Raw genomic sequence first — 15052 nt, forward strand, 5'->3', positions numbered from 1 at the left:
ATTAGAAAGGATCGTTGCTGAAGCGGCAATACGGTGAGTCCTCCAATGCAGCAGTCAGCCTTGCGCTATTTCCTGGAAGTCGCTCGGACCGGGTCCATCAGTGCGGCGGCCGAACGGCTGCGAGTCGCTGCATCGGCCATCAGTCGGCAGGTGGCGAAGCTCGAGGAGGAATACGAAACGCCCCTCTTCGAGCGGCGCTCACGAGGTATGGTCCTGACCCATGCAGGACGTCTTCTGGCATCCTATGCGCAACGTGCCGCGCTCGAGAGCGATCAGATCCAAAAGGAGATCAGGGAACTCAAGAGCGCCACGCGCGGCCTTATCCGCCTCGGCGTGACCGAGGGGCTTGCGGTGAGCTTCGTTCCGGAAGTGATCCACACCTTTCGCAAGGAGCGCCCGCATGTCCTGTTCGACATCAAGGTTCTAGGTCCAGCGAACGTGGTGGCCAGCGTTCAGGAGGGAGAGGTGGATATCGGCATCACGTTCTCATTGTCTCCCGAGGGTGGGGTGCGCATTCAGTGGCAGCGGGCCATGCCGGCCTATGCGTTGGCAAGCACGGATCACCCCCTGATCGGGCGTGGGCGTGTCTCGATTGCCGAACTGTTCGAATATCCCATCGCGATACTGGACGATGCTGCAACCATCAGGAGGGTGTTCGATATCTTCTGTGCGACCAAGGGCATCTCTCTCGAACCTGTCGTCAGTTCCACAAACGTCGCCAGCCTTTTTACCCTCTGCCAACTTGGCGGCGCCATAACCTTCTCAACCTATGTTTCGGCGCGCAGGGCGGTACGCGATGGCCATCTGTCGATCGTTCCCTTCGAAGAGGCGAGCTTTCTCGAGCGTAACATGCAGATCCAGACCATGCTGGGGCGCACCCTGCCGCAGACGACGCAAGACTTCATCGGTTTTCTCATTGCGGAGTTGGAGACGCTTGGCGCAACACAGCCTTCGTAAGGCAAAGGAGGGGAACGAAATTGAGCCTGCGCCGCTCGTTGCCGCATCAAGTGGGGCGCTTCGATCAGAACAACGCCGACAGGAGACGACCCTCTAGAGCATCGGACGTGAAAAGTGGATTTGCACTTCCTGCGCCCGATGCTCCCTTCTTAGATGAGCGCATCGTTTGAGCGGACCCGGAGGGCCGCGTCAGCGAATACCGGAGCCACTTTTCGCTTGCGCGGCCCGCTGGGTCCGCACGATGCGCTAGGCTGCTCGGTTTCTCTGTTGTGCGCCCGGCCATATCGCAGGCCGAGCGCGGTCGTACTGCGGAGGTCGCGGCAGTTGTATGCCGAGTTGCTCGGCCGCATGCCATGCCCAGCGCGGATTATCGAGGAGCCCACGGCCGATTGCGACCTGGTCGGCCTGATTGCTCGTGATGATCTCATTCGCATGGTCCGGGCTAACGATCAGCCCAACAGCGCGGACAATGGTCCGGCTCTGCGACTTGACGGCCTCGGCCAGCGGCACTTGGTACCCGGGATGCACCGCGATCGGTGCTTTGGTCGGCATACCACCCGACGTTACATCAAGGTAGGCGAGACCTGCGGCCTCAAGAGCCCTGGCTAGATCAACTGCGTCCCCGACCCCTAGGCCGCCGGTTTCCCAATCGGTCCCGGTAATCCGCGCACCGACGGCAATATCGGATGAAACGGCCTCACGCACGGCATGGGCGACCGCTAACGGTAGTGCCATGCGTCCACGTGAGCTATCCCCCCAGCGATCATGACGCCGGTTTGATAATGGAGAGTGGAACTGATGCAGCAGGTAGCCATGAGCCATGTGCAGTTCCACGACGTCGAAGCCCAACCGCTCAGCGCGACGTGCAGCCTGTACGAAGGACTGGATAATTCCTTCGATTTGGACTTCTTCAAGGTCCCGTGGCACGTGCCATCCGGCATCATGAGGGAGAGGCGACGGCGCGACTGTCATCCAGGGATCTTCATGAGCGGCAAGGGGCCCACCGCCCTCCCAGGGGCGCTGGGCCGACCCCTTCCGCCCGGCATGGGAGATTTGAACTCCGAACCTGGTGCCTGGCAGTGCTACAGACCGAGCCGCCTTGAGAACCCGATCAAGAGCCCGCTCGTTCTCGTCGGAATAAAGCCCAAGGCAGCCGTGCGTGATGCGGCCGGCCCTCTCAACAGCGGTCGCCTCGAGCATCACCAGGCCGGCGCCTGACATTGCCAGCGTCATCAGATGCTGCAGATGCCAGTCGGAAGCGCAGCCGTCATGTGCTGAGTACTGGCACATGGGGGCCACAGCAATCCGGTTCGGAACGCGAACCGGGCCAAGGTCGAGTGGACTGAACAACGTCTGCGTCATTCGAAATTCCTATGGTTCAAGGGACAGCGGCCATCGATTTTGATGTGAGAACGAGGCATCTCAGCCGGCGGCAACGACCTTACCGATTGTCGAGGCCAGGATCTGGGCACGCTGGAGGAGTGTCGGCAACTCTATATACTCCTCAGCCGTATGCGCTTTGCCGCCAACCGGTCCTACGCCACAGATCGTCGGCGCCCCGACGCTCGCGGTAAAGCCGGAGTCAGCGCATCCGCCTGTAAATTCACCCTTTATGGAAACGCCATGCTCTTCGGCGGTCCCGAGATATTGGGATGCCAGCATGTCACTTTCCGCGGTTGGCACGAGAGCGAGAAAGTTGCTTTTGCCAGTCAAGGTCGATGTCGTGCCTGGAACGACCGACCGAGCGACCAGAGCCTCAACCGCCTTGCTGACGGCATCACGCTGATCATTCGTTATGAACCGTAGTTCAAACTCGGCACTCGCATGAGGGGCGGTCGTGTTCACCGACTGACCGCCCGACACGATCCCGACATTGACCGTGATGCCATCGTCGACCCGAGACAGGTCATGTAAGGCAACGATCTTGTGTCCAAGCTCTGCAATGGCGTTCACGCCCTCAGTGAAGTTCACCCCGGAATGAGCGGCCTTTCCGGTGATGTCCAGGCGAGAGTACAGCATGCCCTTGCGGCTGGTCACGATGTTGCCTGACGCTCGCCCTGGCTCCGCATTGAACACGGCAAGGGCACTCCTTGCTTCCGCCATGATGGCTTCACGCGATGCGTTGGAGCCGATCTCCTCATCGCCAGTCATCAGCATGACAAGCGGCGTTTCAGGAGAAAAGCGCTTGAATGCGGCCAGCACAAAGGCATTCATCACGAGCCCTGCCTTCATGTCCGCCACACCGGGGCCGTATGCCCTGCCATTCTCAATCTTGAATGGCCGGCGTGAGGCTTCTCCTTTCGGGAAAACCGTGTCACGATGACCCAACAAGAGGATATTGTGGCGCTGCCCATTTCGACGGACGCCCCCGAGGTCCGCACGGAGAATGTCGCCAAACTCAGCATTCGGCGTCACCGACGTCTCGATACCGTGCTCAGAGAGGAAGCTCGTAAGCCGGGCCCCGACATCATCGACTCCGGCCTTGTCATAGGAACCGGAGTCGATGTTGACCAAGTCTGATAGAAGCCTGACCATGGCCTCCTGCTGCTCTTCAAGCCAGCGGGAAATCGGCTCCGAATTATGCATACGCATGGCAGTTTGCGCCTTCCAGTCTTAGTTATCCGTCCGTTGCGATCGCTTCAGGAGAGTGCCTCCTATTCGGAGGCGTTTTCCTTCACGAAGGCGGCAATCTCGGCATGCGTTGCAAACCACACATCGCCTTTGGCCTTTGCGTGCCTGATGACCTCCTCGAGGATCCAGATACGCGAGCGGGGCGTAATGATGTGCGGGTGCATTGTCAGCTGGAACAAGCCACCAGCTTCATAGGCGGCGTCGAGTTCTCGCAAGAAGATGTCGAGCACATCCTTCGGCGGCGTATAGGGCCTTAATGACTGGAACCGGTGCATCATGAAGTAGACAGCATCGTCCCGGATCCATTCGACAGGCAATTCGACGATGCCGGTGGGCTCTCCATCAAGGAGGAGTTCATAGCAGTCTTCGTCGGCCATCAGTGACGAGTCGTAGAGAAGCCCGAGCTCTGCCTCAATGCGCAACGTGTTTGGGCTGAAATCCCACGATGGGGTGCGAAGGCCAACCGGTCGGATGCCGGTAATTTTCTCCAGCGTGTCAGCCGAGCGGAACATCAAATCACGCTCTGCCTCGTACGGAAGCACAGAGTTCAGCTCATGGATCCAACCGTGGATGCCGATCTCGTGTCCTTCAGACACGACCTGCCGCTGCTCATCCTCGTGCAGCAGGGCGGCCACGGCTGGAACATAGAAGCTCGCCTTGATGTCGTGACGGCGCAGAATATCCAGGATGCGGGGCATGCCGACCCGGTTCCCATATTGCCCCCAGGCCATGCGACCGATCGATTTCCCGCCTTCGCGGAGTTCATTTGTTTCGTGATCCGAGTCGAATGACAGTGCTACCGCCCATCTGGCACCATTCTTCCACTTCGCCGGTGCAAGCCGCCGTCCGGCCCGTACCTGATTGACCAGCCCGCGCCAGTGCTTCTCCTCCCACTGCCACGGCTCTTGCGCTTGATTGGTTGTCATCGATATTCTCCGCTCTTCCAACTCAGTCAGGCTTACCGCCCGCCGTCGACAGACAAGATCTGACCATTGACGAAGCTGGCCAGGTCAGACGCAAGAAACATAGTTACTTTTGCGATTTCCTCGGGAGTGCCGAGGCGCTTGAGCGCAACACTGTCAACGATCTGGCGTTGCTTCTCAGGGCTGTAGGAAGCCCACTGCCGCGCAGTCGCCGGATTGGTCTGGACAAAACCCGGGGCCACGCTGTTGACCCGGATTCCGTGCGGGCCAAGCTCGTGCGCCAACTGCCTGGTCAGGCCGAGCACAGCGTGTTTGGCAGAGCAATAGGCCTGCACGCCCGTGAGTGACGCCTGCAGGGCCGCACCTGACGAGATCGTCACGATGGCACCCTTGCCGGCGCGTTTCATGGCGGGAGCCGCCGCTCTGCACAGAGTAAAAGTCGACCCGAGATTGATTTCGATCACTCGGTTCCAGTCCTCGTCGTTCACGTCCTCGAGTGGGCGATGCGCCTGTCCGGCGACGCCGCCCGCATTGCAAACGAGGATGTCGATGGGACTGCCGGTTTCATTCTCGATCGATGCGATCCACTGCGCGCCAGCCGGTCTGTTCAGCAGATCGACCTTCGCCATTGTGATGGGAGCGCCATTGTCTGGGGCATCGAGGATATCGCAACCGTACACGCGAGCGCCTGCAGCCGCAAAACTGGCACCGATTGCCCGACCGAATCCGAGGGCGGCACCACTGACGGCAACTGTCTTCCCTGTAAAATCCAAGGTCATTTCTTCAGAAGCTCCGTGAGATTGGTGTCGGAGAGGTCGCGCTGGTTCTGCTCAATCTCGTGGATCATCGCAATCAGGCGTTCCAATGTCGGGCAGGAGAGCCCATGTTTGCGACCGATCTCGACGATGGGAAGCAACTGCATGTCGACCTCGGTCCGACGCTTGCGGATCGCGAGGTCGCGCCAAACACCGGAATGGGTCTTTGCGTTGGGGCGGTTGAATGCCACCATTGCGGCGACGCTCGCCTTGGCTGCCTCCTCAGTGCCGCCCTTTCCGAAGGCATTGGGATCGAAGCCGTTAAAGCCGCGGGGCTCGACCCGTTCAGCCCGAGCAACATTGACGATCTCGCCCGCCAACTCGCGCCAGAGAGGCAGCAGTTCCGGCCGTTCCAGGCAATCAGCAATCCCGAGGTTTCCAACTGCCTGCGCAAACAGCAGCGACCCATAGGCAAGCTTACCCCACAGATACGACCAGATGTTATCGGTTTGAATGGCATCCGGCTCGAAGGTGCGCAGATCCTCGAGGACATCGTTCAGGCGCGGTGTCATCCGGCCATCAATCTCTCCCGTGACAACTGCGGCCCTATTCCCGAAGTGGACCTCGCCTGGACCGATCCAGTCCGCTCCGAAATTGATGAATGCGCCTACGGTGCGGTTGGTCCCAACGACCTCGGCAATCGTCTTCTCGCACAGGCCGTTCTGCAACGAGACGACAAACCCATCCTCGGCCAGATGCGGCAGCAGAGCACGGCAGGCCTGCTCCGTGTGCTGGGCTTTAACAGCGAGATAGATCCGTTTCCAGATCCCCTTGAGCTCCTCCGGAAGGAAAGCCGGGGCTTTTACCACCATCGGATCGACTGGGCCGGTGATCCGAAGCCCGCGCTCCGGATCACGAATAGCCTCCACATGTTCCGGCACCACATCGACGAATGTAACGTCCCGGCCGGCCCGGACGAGGGCTGCTCCGAAGGTTCCTCCGATCGCGCCGGCACCCCAGACCAGAATAGGTTCTGACATTATCAAATCCTTTAAAAATCGTGATTAGCGCAGTTTCTCGTGCGCGGTTTCACGGAAGTTCCAGATCACCGCGCCCGACACGATGCCGGCGATGATCAGGTAATAGGTGGGCGAGATCGGAGAGTTCGTCGCACTGATCAGCCAGGTGGAGATGAACGGCGCAAATCCGCCGAAGATCGCAGTCGAGAGACTGTATCCGGTCGACATCAGAGTTGTTCTCGAATGGGTCGGGAACAGCTCAGAGAGGGCGGAGGGACCTGCGCCCGAGAAGGCCGCAATGAAGAGGTTGAACAAGATCTGGATCGAAACGATGGTCGCAAGCGACGCGTTCGCCAGGATCACGGAGAAGAGCGGGTAGGGCAGGACAATGAATGCCGCACAGCAAGCAAGAAGCAGAGGCTTACGGCCGATCCTGTCTGACAAGTGTCCAAAGAAGGGAGTGGCAATGACGAGAACCGTCAGAGCGATCGCATTTCCCCACAATGCTTGCGTCTGCGTAATTCCAGCATGCTTGGTCAGGAAGGTCGGCATATAGCTCAGCATGATGTAATAGGACACTGTCCAGATGATCGTGAATCCGAACGCTTTTGCCATCATGCCGACGGCGGATCCGTGTTCGGCAGATGACTCCTTAGGCTTCTTTTGAGCAGCTTCGTACGCTGGCGTCTCCTCAAGATTCCTCCGCATATAGAAACCGATAGGAAGAAGAACGCCACCCAGCAGGAACGGGACTCGCCATGCCCATTCGCTCATCTGCTCGGTTGTGAATGCCGCCGTCACGAGAGCGACGACTATGCTACCCAGAAGGTTCGAAGCGGCAATAGAAGCCTGTCCAATGCCGCCGAACAGACCACGTCGTCCTTCAGGGGCGGATTCGACAATGAACGCTGTTGCGCCACCCCATTCGCCACCCGCAGCAAGGCCCTGGATCAGGCGCATGCCGACAAGGAGAATGGGTGCCAAGATACCGATCGTTGCGAATGTCGGCAGAAGGCCGATGCCGACCGTGCCCAACGCCATCCCGAAGATAGTGATCAGGAGAGCGACCTTACGACCCTTGACGTCGCCGATGCGGCCGATGATGGCACCACCCAACGGGCGCGCAAGGAACCCGATGCCAAAGGCGGCAAATGACGCGAGAAGGGCTGCGACCTCACTCTCGTTGGGGAAGAATTTCGTTGCGATCGTCCCTGCAAGGAACGCGTAAACGACAAAGTCATAGTATTCCAGGACGTTGCCGATTGAGGCCGCCATCAACTGACGACGGCGTGTAGCAAATGACATTTGCGGAACAGCGTCAGCCGCCCCGACAGTGGCTTGATTGAGCACTCGTTCTCTCTCCTCAGGAAATGCTAGCTTGCGGATTTGTGATTGATCGCGTTCGTCACCTGTTCGGCAGACTGACACAGGCGCTGAATGACCATGTCGCGTTTGTCGTGGAACCGACTGGTGACGGCGCCGACATCGAGCATTGCCAGGATCTGCCGGTTCTGATCGAAGATGGGTGCCGCGATGCCGGTACCGCCGGAGGCAAATTCCTCTTCGACGATCGCGTACCCCTGATCATGGGTCCGCTTGATGATTTGCCGCAGCTCGTCGATGTTCGTCACGGTCTTCGGTGTGCGCTTTACGAGCGGCCATGCCGACAGCATGGAATCGACCTGCTGCACCGGTGAGTAGGCCATCAGGACACGGCCCATGGCCGTGCAGTAGGGCGCGATTTCAACCGATATATCATGGTCGTAGTGAACGATCTGATCTGACACGACCTTGGCGATCGTCTTGATGCCCATAGCTCCACTGACCCCAAGCAGGACAGTCTCTCCAACTGCACGGCATAGGTCGCCCATGATCGGCTCGGCGATCGCCATCAGTCTCGTCAAACGGTGGCCGCCCCATCCGAAGCCGTACTTGGCAAACGCATTGTTCAAGCGGTAGCGGTCGTCGCTGTCCTTAATTGCGTAGCCACGACTCGCGACAGTGCGCAACAGCATGAGCGTGCTGCTCTTGGGCATACCAAGCGAACTCACACATTCGCTCAATGTGGCCCCGTCAGGAGTCCCCGCGAGATATTCGAGAATGTCGAGGACGCGAGCCGCGGACCGGACAGTGTCGGACATATATATGAACCCTGGTCACGATGCTGAACAACCTGCCCCGATATGCTGAGTTGTCCAATTCGACTTTAGTTGATCCCTCGGGCGATCGACTTGGACGGCGTGAGGTTTTGTGGGGCAACAATGTCGCCCTTCGTATCGCGTTATGCTGTTCGGTCACTGGTTGGGCTTGATCACAGCCCTGTGGACTTTGTTGCTTTAACTTGGGCCGGGCAAAGGGAGATCTTGCGACCGGGTCACTCAGGCTGCCAGGCCGAAGAACGGGTTGATGAAGTGGATCTCGCCTATCGTGCCGGACTGTGTCAGGACGCGCTGGCCGTGATGGATCATCCGCATCACCTCGACGCCTGGGATCGTCGCGTTGGCTGTTTTCAGCTTCTGAAATCCATGTGTTGGTCGGATCACGCCCTTGAGCGCGCGGTGATCCGCCTTGATGATATTGTCATCGGGCATGAATAGGCGCGACACCTCCATTCAGGTGTCTGAAGGCTGACGGATCAAGTATCCTCGGCGCGCCGGGACAGGGATGTCAGGGGATGTGTCGCAAACCCAAAGCAGGGTGAGAAAGTAGCAGATGTGGGTGATCCGCTCATGCGGTGTGTAGGTCAAACTGCTCGGCTAGTGACGGCTGCCGATTGTAGGCGTAATTCAAACTCTGGTCGCAGGGCAGGGTCCTCGAAAGGCCGCAGGACTTCTGCCCCGTAGCCAAGGAGTCGATCGCGCGGTGAACAGGCGCGGGATCTCCTACGGTGCCGTAGAGTTACCCTTTCTCAATACCGTTGGGGCAGGCGCCTAGGGATGGCGATTCCCTTACCCGGGCCGAGCTGATGTTTCCCTAGGGCAGTGAACGCTCAGGAGCATCTTTGGCGGGCTCCTGAGCCTCAAGCTCGGCCCGTGCCTCGCTTACCAGATCCGCGATCGTCTCGCCTGTTTCTCGATAGAGCACGATCCCGGATTCGAGCACCAGTCTTGCCACCGGCCGAATGACCCGACCCATCGCTGGCAGCAGAACAGGCGCGAGGAGCAGCGCCCCCACTCCGGTGACGAGACCCGCTCCGGATCCATTCATCCCTTTGAGCATGTCGTCGTATAAAGCCATCAGCCGTTCTCCTCAATGTGAGACTCGTTCAGCCTGAGATTTGTCGTCAAGTCTCGTGGCGATCCTCTCCCAAGCCTTTCGCGGCTCGCCCGAGGCCGCTACGTGTCGGCGCGATACTGCGCGGCGAAGGCAGGAAAGGTGGCGCTCATACCGCGCCTGACAGTCACGCTCGCCCCAGCCCAAGCGGTTTGAGCGTGCGCGCGCCTTCCCTTCATAGGCGGTGATGATCCCGGCGACTGCGTCGTCACGCTCCTTCGGTGTGCCATGAGCGACGGCATCGGCCAGCTGATCGATTGCCTTCTCGGCAATGTGACTGATGATGTCACCCTCAGCCCCACCCTCAGCGTCGAAAAAAAGTTTGGCGCCTGCTTTAACGGCGGTGGCCCATTGCGGCCGCAGTGATGGGAGCACGACGGGCACGGCGAGTGCGACCAAGCCGAGCCCAAGGATAGGGCCGGGATGCGTTTTCAGGATATTCTCAACGAATGCCATGGCGACCTCCCTGGGCTTCGCAACCCAAGACACACAAACCGCCCTTTGCGCGCTCTTCCGAGGCATTCCGGCATCGGGGCGCTGTGGGCATAAGTCCGAGATGAGGACTCATGACAGCCCCAATGCGGTGACACCGAACGATCACGCAGCTTGCCTTGCTCATCAAAAGAGCTCCTGCTGGCGGATCACGTTCCCGGCTCGATCTAACGACTATGCCTTTTCCATGATGCATTAACACCAGATTACAACGCACGGGGCATGCTCTTGGTCCCGGTCAGCCGGTTTATGAGTGCACGCGTTCGGCAGGGGCTGTGTGGGAGTGGGCCAGGCGTTAGACTGTCGCGAGCTTGTCACCGGTTAAGTCCCGTAAGCAGACCGATGCCATGGGCCGCTTCCCGCCACCAGGTTAGCAAGTCGTGATTGGAACCCTCAACCTGCCGGATCCACCACCTCGACCATTCACAAACCGGATTGGAGCATCGCGAAGCTAGAGCATCTTGCGAAGAAGTGGGAATCGGTTCTTCGCGAAGAGCGATGCGTCATCTAAAAAGAGAGAGCAAGCATTCTGATCCCGTCAGAATGCTTGCTCTAGCCTCGGGATGCAATTGACAGCTTAGCCATCAACCACTATCTGCGCGCCTTCTTCGTGTTCCGGCGTGGCGCAGCGGTAGCGCAGCGGACTGTTAATCCGTTGGTCGTAGGTTCGAATCCTACCGCCGGAGCCACGAAGACAAGTTGTGCTGCCGTAGCTCAGTGGTAGAGCACTCCCTTGGTAAGGGAGAGGTCGAGAGTTCGATCCTCTCTGGCAGCACCATCCGTTATGCACGCGGGCGTAGCTCAGTCGGTTAGAGTGCCGGCCTGTCACGCCGGAGGTCGCGGGTTCGAGCCCCGTCGCCCGCGCCAAGACACGAGCGATGGCGCCGATGGCGCCGCACATCTTTGACCGATCGGATTGGATCCGTCGCAAACCTTTTGTTCCAAAGTTCCGGCTACTGTTCCCTGGGCTCAATGGCGGAGCGTGGCGCGTTCAAGGGCAGACAATTTGATCGATCGGTGATCCTTCTGTGCATGCGGTGGTGCCTGGCCTACAACCTGAGCCTGAGAAACGTGGAGGAGATGATGGTCGAGCGACGCATCTTCGTCGATCACGCCACTATCGGGTGCTGGATGCATCTCTAACGGGCCATCGACAACAACGGCGGCGCCGTCGAATTCCGGTTCAGCGAGCGACGCAATCTGACTGCTGCTAAGCGCTTCCTGAGCAAGGCGCTCAGGCGGCATGGCCGACCCGAGCGGATCGTCATCGAGGGCGGCCAAACCAACCGCGAGGCAATCATGTTCTGTGACGCGACGAACCGGCGTCAGGACCGGTCATGACGGGAGGCGAAGCCGTTCCGCATCCGGCAAAGCCGCTACTTGAACGATCGCGTTGAGCACGGTCATCGCGCCGTCAAAAGACGGATTCGCCCAATGTTCGGGTTCAAGTCAGTGCATAGCGCTCGTGTGATCATTGGCGGCATCGAGATATTCCACATGATGCGGAACGGATAGGCGAAGTAAGCCTGCAATCCGAGTCTTTCGCTTGTCGAGCAATTCGAGAGGCTCACCGCATAAGCGCCTACCGTTCACTCCAGCATCTCTTGCGTCTTTGACAGGAGTTGCCACAGAGGCGTCCTAACGCGGAGCCATCCACCCCATCGTTCGGGAACGGTTCTTGCTTCCCACCCCTGATGCTTGTGATCCTCAGCACGATTTCAGAAAGCCGCGTCGCCGCAAAGATCCCGGTCAGGGAGCGCGGCAATGAGTCTGAACAAGCCAATGGGTCCTCAATGCTTGTTTCCACCCGCTAAAGCAGTCTGGGCCAAGTTTGCGACTACCTGCACATGGTCCATGCTCGCATCGTAAGCTGCGTCACCGTCCCCAGCCTCAATGGCTGCCAGAATGCGGCGCATCTCGGCGATTGCGGCTGCTCCACGTCCTGGTGTGGAGATGGTAATGGACCGAAGATGATTGATGCGGGCATTCAACGACTTGACCACGTCCCAGGCAACGTCCTTACCGGCGCAGGAGAAGAGAGCCTCGTAAAAGTCCGTCGTGCCTTTCAGAACGTCCCGGGCATTGCCAGAGGCGAACGCCTGCTCGTTGCGGTCAATTGCCTTACGGAGGCGTTCAATATCAGCAGGCATTGCCTTGTCTGCACAAGCTCGGGCAGCCTCTGCCTCAAGCAAAGCGCGGATTTCATAAATCTGCGACGCTTTGGTCGGATCCGGGCGGGCGACAGCCGGGCCCTGTTGCGAGGCGCTTTCGACAAGCCCTTCCGCCTCGAGATGCCGCAAGACCTCACGGACGACCGTCCGGCTGACCCCCAGCCGCTCGCAGAGGGTGCGCTCCACCAACCGCTCGCCTGGCCGGAAGTGAAAGTTCAGGATGCCATCCCGCATCTTTTCCAGCGCGAGTTCCCGGAGGGTCTTGGCGCTCCGGTCAATCCGCAAGCCGTGATCATCATTCATACTCTGTCCCTCACTGAAAGCAGCCGGTTGCTCCCCTACACGAAAATTCCATACGGCTGAATTTCTGTGTTGCTCTCCGTGGTATACCATATTATGGTCTTCCATATCCAGCGACAACAGACGCCGAGGCACGCAATGACAGCGGGAATCCGTAAGGTTGTTACCTATGTCGAAGAGACGTTCGTCGAGGGTGGCCGCACGGCTCCCCAGCCGCTCAAGCTCTTCGCCGCCGCTGCCGTGGTCACGAATCCCTGGACCGGGCGCGGCTTCGTTGAAGATCTCAAGCCGGAAATTCACGCAGTGGCTCCTGAACTTGGCGCGTTGCTGACCAAGACGATCCTGGACATTGCCGGCTCGGGCGAGGCGGTCGAGGGCTACGGAAAAGCAGCCGTCGTCGGAACTTCAGGGGAGATCGAGCATGCCTCGGCCCTGATCCATACCCTTCGGTTCGGCAACCACTTCAGAAAGGCCGTCGGAGCAAAGAGCTATCTCAGCTTCACGAACACCCGTGGAGGGCCGAACTGCCCTGTGGTGATCCCGCTCATGCACAAGAATGACGAGGGCATGCGATCGCACTATCTGACCATTCAGTTCTCGATCCTGGATGCGCCCGCTCCGGACGAAATCGTCGTGGCGCTCGGGGCGTCGATTGGCGGTCGACCGCATCACCGCATCGGCGACCGATACGAGGATCTCAAGGAACTGGGTGGCACCGATGTCTGACGCTGACACCCTGGTTCATCATCTCCGCGGGAAGGCAGCGGGGTCGACCCGCTACCTTCGGAGCGGACAGGGTGATCCGGTGATCCTTATTCACGGGGTCGGAATGGCGTCGTCGATCTGGGCGCCGCAGCTGGCGGCGCTGTCCACCGACTTCGACGTTATAGCCTATGACATGCTTGGCCATGGCGGCTCGAGCCTCCCTCCTGAGAATGCGCGACTGTCAGATTACTCCGATCAATTGCTCAGCCTGATCGAGGTTCTGGGTTTGCAGCGCCCGCAAATCGTTGGCCATTCAATGGGAGCCCTGGTGGCGCTTGAGTTCGCGCTCACCCACCCGACACGCCCCGCAGGCGTAACAGCGCTCAATGCTGTATACTGCCGGACGGCCGAGCAACGGAACGCAGTCTTGGGCCGGGCCGAGGCTCTCGAACGCGCGGGCGAGTTGGGCTCGCATGAGGGCACCATTGCCCGCTGGTTCGGGAACCCGGTCCCGACAGAGCTGACTAGGGAGGCCGACCTCGTGCACAGCCTCCTGACATCCGTCGATCCCTTGGGTTATTCCCGCACCTATCGCCTCTTTGCACAATCCGATGAGGTACATAAGGGACGGCTTGAGGGCCTTGCCGTGCCGGCATTGTTCATGACTGGGGAGTTCGATCCCAACTCAAGCCCGGCTATGTCGCAGGCGATGGCCGAGGCAGCGCCCCAGGGGCGGTGCGAGATCATTCCCCGTGTCCGCCATATGATGGCTCTTACCGATCCCGATGAAGTCAACATCCGGCTCAAGACGTTCGTGGCGAGTGTCTCGCGAGGGCAGGGGCATAACGTCGTCAGCAGACCAAGCGGAGTACAGCCATGACCTCCACCGTCGGCATCGATTCAAAGAGTTTCCGTCAGGCGCTTGGCGCGTTCCCCACGGGCGTCACCATCGTGTCGACGCTCCAGGAGGATGGCCAGCCTCGCGGGTTTACGGCGAACTCTTTTACGTCAGTTTCGCTCGATCCGCCGCTCGTGCTGGTCTGCATCGGCAAGACGGCGTCGAGCTATCCGGTCTTCTCGGAGGCTCCCCACTTCTCTGTCACCGTATTGGCGGAAAGCCAGAAGGATGTCTCGAGCCTGTTCGCTTCCAAGTCGCCGGACAAGTTCTCCAGCGCGAGCTGGCAACGCGGCCCAGCGGGAAGTCCCGTGATTGAGGGGGCGGCAGCCTGGTTCGACTGTCGGCGCCATCAGGTAGTCGATGCTGGCGATCACATTATCCTGATCGGCGAGGTTGTTGGCTTTAGCCATTCCAATGCCAGCCCGCTGGGATACTGCCGGGGCGCTTATCTCACCTTCAGTCTCTCGCAGGACGCGGTCGCTGCCGCAGGTCACAGGACCCTGGTCGGCGCCATCCTTGAGAAGGGTCGCTCCATTCTGTTCCTCGAAAGCGCAGATGGGTCCCTCCAGCTTCCCACCGGAAACGCGCTTGGACCGGTGTCAAATGACAAGAGCCTCCATGGCGTTCTCAGGCGCCTCGGCATCGAAGCCGAGCTGAATTTCCTGTTCGCTGTCTTCGAGGATCCACGAGCCGAAGCGGGATCGACATCAATCTATTACCGCGGTTCCATCGACGGCGTTCCGGCTGATGAAACGAGGCTTCGTCTCGTTGGGCTTGATGAGATCCCGTGGGACCGCATCAAGGATGAGGCCGTGCGCTCAATGCTCGGCCGCTTCGTGCGCGAGCAGAACGAAGACACGTTCGGAATTTACGTCGGCGACGCCGACCATGGAACGGTGAAGGCTCTCGCCAGCTAGAGCCCAGCCAC

General features: G+C 59.6%; 15 protein-coding genes, 3 tRNA genes and 1 pseudogene. 8 read left to right on the forward strand and 11 right to left on the reverse strand.

Annotated elements, in window-relative coordinates; all coding sequences use genetic code 11:
- Window positions 1-45: 45 nt before the first annotated feature.
- Complete coding sequence (locus AB8841_RS03795) at window positions 46-957, forward strand: LysR family transcriptional regulator (RefSeq protein WP_370434529.1); 912 nt, start codon at window positions 46-48, stop codon at window positions 955-957.
- A gap of 246 nt (window positions 958-1203) precedes the next feature.
- On the opposite strand, the gene AB8841_RS03800 is transcribed toward AB8841_RS03795, so the two are convergent.
- The 10 genes from AB8841_RS03800 to AB8841_RS03845 form a co-directional block, all read right to left on the reverse strand.
- Complete coding sequence (locus AB8841_RS03800; protein WP_370434530.1) at window positions 1204-2319, reverse strand: NADH:flavin oxidoreductase/NADH oxidase; 1116 nt, start codon at window positions 2317-2319, stop codon at window positions 1204-1206.
- 60 nt (window positions 2320-2379) lie between these two features.
- On the reverse strand, window positions 2380-3549 hold the full coding sequence (locus AB8841_RS03805; RefSeq protein WP_370434531.1) for a M20 family metallopeptidase: 1170 nt from the start codon (window positions 3547-3549) through the stop codon (window positions 2380-2382).
- 62 nt (window positions 3550-3611) lie between these two features.
- The gene (locus AB8841_RS03810) at window positions 3612-4514 is read right to left on the reverse strand and encodes a polysaccharide deacetylase (RefSeq protein WP_370434532.1); all 903 of its coding nucleotides are present in this window, start codon (window positions 4512-4514) and stop codon (window positions 3612-3614) included.
- Window positions 4515-4546: 32 nt separating this feature from the next.
- Window positions 4547-5290, reverse strand: a complete 744-nt coding sequence (locus AB8841_RS03815) for an SDR family NAD(P)-dependent oxidoreductase (RefSeq protein WP_370434533.1) — start codon at window positions 5288-5290, stop codon at window positions 4547-4549.
- Complete coding sequence (locus AB8841_RS03820; protein ID WP_370434534.1) at window positions 5287-6306, reverse strand: ketopantoate reductase family protein; 1020 nt, start codon at window positions 6304-6306, stop codon at window positions 5287-5289. The genes AB8841_RS03815 and AB8841_RS03820 overlap by 4 nt, the downstream gene beginning before the upstream one ends.
- A 24-nt stretch (window positions 6307-6330) precedes the next feature.
- Window positions 6331-7635 (reverse strand): MFS transporter, encoded by a 1305-nt coding sequence (locus tag AB8841_RS03825; RefSeq protein WP_370434535.1) that lies wholly within the window; start codon window positions 7633-7635, stop codon window positions 6331-6333.
- 23 nt (window positions 7636-7658) lie between these two features.
- A complete protein-coding gene (locus AB8841_RS03830) occupies window positions 7659-8426 on the reverse strand; it encodes an IclR family transcriptional regulator (protein ID WP_370434536.1) in 768 nt (255 codons plus the stop codon).
- Window positions 8427-8663: 237 nt separating this feature from the next.
- Window positions 8664-8897: a DDE-type integrase/transposase/recombinase gene (locus tag AB8841_RS03835; RefSeq protein ID WP_370434537.1), complete on the reverse strand. Its 234-nt coding sequence runs from the start codon at window positions 8895-8897 to the stop codon at window positions 8664-8666.
- 361 nt (window positions 8898-9258) lie between these two features.
- Complete coding sequence (locus tag AB8841_RS03840; protein WP_370434538.1) at window positions 9259-9522, reverse strand: DUF5132 domain-containing protein; 264 nt, start codon at window positions 9520-9522, stop codon at window positions 9259-9261.
- A 12-nt stretch (window positions 9523-9534) separates the two neighbouring features.
- Window positions 9535-10014, reverse strand: a complete 480-nt coding sequence (locus tag AB8841_RS03845) for a hypothetical protein (RefSeq protein WP_370434539.1) — start codon at window positions 10012-10014, stop codon at window positions 9535-9537.
- Between the two features lie 650 nt (window positions 10015-10664).
- Between AB8841_RS03845 and AB8841_RS03850 the strand changes: the two genes are divergently transcribed.
- From AB8841_RS03850 to AB8841_RS03865, 4 genes and pseudogenes are all read left to right on the forward strand, one after another.
- Window positions 10665-10739: transfer RNA gene (locus tag AB8841_RS03850), tRNA-Asn, on the forward strand.
- 14 nt (window positions 10740-10753) lie between these two features.
- Window positions 10754-10828 (forward strand) — tRNA-Thr (locus AB8841_RS03855).
- 12 nt (window positions 10829-10840) lie between these two features.
- Window positions 10841-10917 (forward strand) — tRNA-Asp (locus AB8841_RS03860).
- A 105-nt stretch (window positions 10918-11022) separates the two neighbouring features.
- Window positions 11023-11574 (forward strand): annotated as a pseudogene (locus AB8841_RS03865) (transposase).
- Window positions 11575-11840: 266 nt separating this feature from the next.
- On the opposite strand, the gene AB8841_RS03870 reads toward AB8841_RS03865, so the two are convergent.
- Window positions 11841-12524, reverse strand: a complete 684-nt coding sequence (locus tag AB8841_RS03870; RefSeq protein WP_370434540.1) for a GntR family transcriptional regulator — start codon at window positions 12522-12524, stop codon at window positions 11841-11843.
- A gap of 135 nt (window positions 12525-12659) precedes the next feature.
- Here AB8841_RS03870 and AB8841_RS03875 point away from each other — a divergent pair, with 135 nt between their 5' ends.
- Genes AB8841_RS03875 through AB8841_RS03885 form a run of 3 tightly spaced genes read left to right on the forward strand, consistent with a single transcriptional unit; the run spans window position 12660 to window position 15041 of the window.
- Window positions 12660-13247, forward strand: a complete 588-nt coding sequence (locus AB8841_RS03875) for an amino acid synthesis family protein (RefSeq protein WP_370434541.1) — start codon at window positions 12660-12662, stop codon at window positions 13245-13247.
- The gene (locus AB8841_RS03880) at window positions 13240-14106 is read left to right on the forward strand and encodes an alpha/beta fold hydrolase (protein WP_370434542.1); all 867 of its coding nucleotides are present in this window, start codon (window positions 13240-13242) and stop codon (window positions 14104-14106) included. The genes AB8841_RS03875 and AB8841_RS03880 overlap by 8 nt, the downstream gene beginning before the upstream one ends.
- Window positions 14103-15041, forward strand: coding sequence for a flavin reductase (locus AB8841_RS03885; protein ID WP_370434543.1), 939 nt, complete (start codon window positions 14103-14105; stop codon window positions 15039-15041). Before AB8841_RS03880 ends, AB8841_RS03885 begins: the two co-directional genes overlap by 4 nt.
- Window positions 15042-15052: the final 11 nt, after the last annotated feature.

The sequence above is a fragment of the Microvirga sp. TS319 genome (genome assembly GCF_041276405.1).
Classification (GTDB): domain Bacteria; phylum Pseudomonadota; class Alphaproteobacteria; order Rhizobiales; family Beijerinckiaceae; genus Microvirga.

What these genes read in the sequence shown, in the direction of transcription:
- AB8841_RS03810 (WP_370434532.1), bottom strand. Translation starts at nt 4,514, where the DNA reads ATGACAACCAATCAAGCGCAAGAGCCGTGGCAGTGGGAGGAGAAGCAC.
- AB8841_RS03835 (WP_370434537.1), bottom strand. Translation starts at nt 8,897, where the DNA reads ATGGAGGTGTCGCGCCTATTCATGCCCGATGACAATATCATCAAGGCG.
- AB8841_RS03880 (WP_370434542.1), top strand. Translation starts at nt 13,240, where the DNA reads ATGTCTGACGCTGACACCCTGGTTCATCATCTCCGCGGGAAGGCAGCG.
- AB8841_RS03870 (WP_370434540.1), bottom strand. Translation starts at nt 12,524, where the DNA reads ATGAATGATGATCACGGCTTGCGGATTGACCGGAGCGCCAAGACCCTC.
- AB8841_RS03885 (WP_370434543.1), top strand. Translation starts at nt 14,103, where the DNA reads ATGACCTCCACCGTCGGCATCGATTCAAAGAGTTTCCGTCAGGCGCTT.
- AB8841_RS03800 (WP_370434530.1), bottom strand. Translation starts at nt 2,319, where the DNA reads ATGACGCAGACGTTGTTCAGTCCACTCGACCTTGGCCCGGTTCGCGTT.
- AB8841_RS03815 (WP_370434533.1), bottom strand. Translation starts at nt 5,290, where the DNA reads ATGACCTTGGATTTTACAGGGAAGACAGTTGCCGTCAGTGGTGCCGCC.
- AB8841_RS03805 (WP_370434531.1), bottom strand. Translation starts at nt 3,549, where the DNA reads ATGCGTATGCATAATTCGGAGCCGATTTCCCGCTGGCTTGAAGAGCAG.
- AB8841_RS03830 (WP_370434536.1), bottom strand. Translation starts at nt 8,426, where the DNA reads ATGTCCGACACTGTCCGGTCCGCGGCTCGCGTCCTCGACATTCTCGAA.
- AB8841_RS03845 (WP_370434539.1), bottom strand. Translation starts at nt 10,014, where the DNA reads ATGGCATTCGTTGAGAATATCCTGAAAACGCATCCCGGCCCTATCCTT.
- AB8841_RS03875 (WP_370434541.1), top strand. Translation starts at nt 12,660, where the DNA reads ATGACAGCGGGAATCCGTAAGGTTGTTACCTATGTCGAAGAGACGTTC.
- AB8841_RS03820 (WP_370434534.1), bottom strand. Translation starts at nt 6,306, where the DNA reads ATGTCAGAACCTATTCTGGTCTGGGGTGCCGGCGCGATCGGAGGAACC.
- AB8841_RS03795 (WP_370434529.1), top strand. Translation starts at nt 46, where the DNA reads ATGCAGCAGTCAGCCTTGCGCTATTTCCTGGAAGTCGCTCGGACCGGG.
- AB8841_RS03840 (WP_370434538.1), bottom strand. Translation starts at nt 9,522, where the DNA reads ATGGCTTTATACGACGACATGCTCAAAGGGATGAATGGATCCGGAGCG.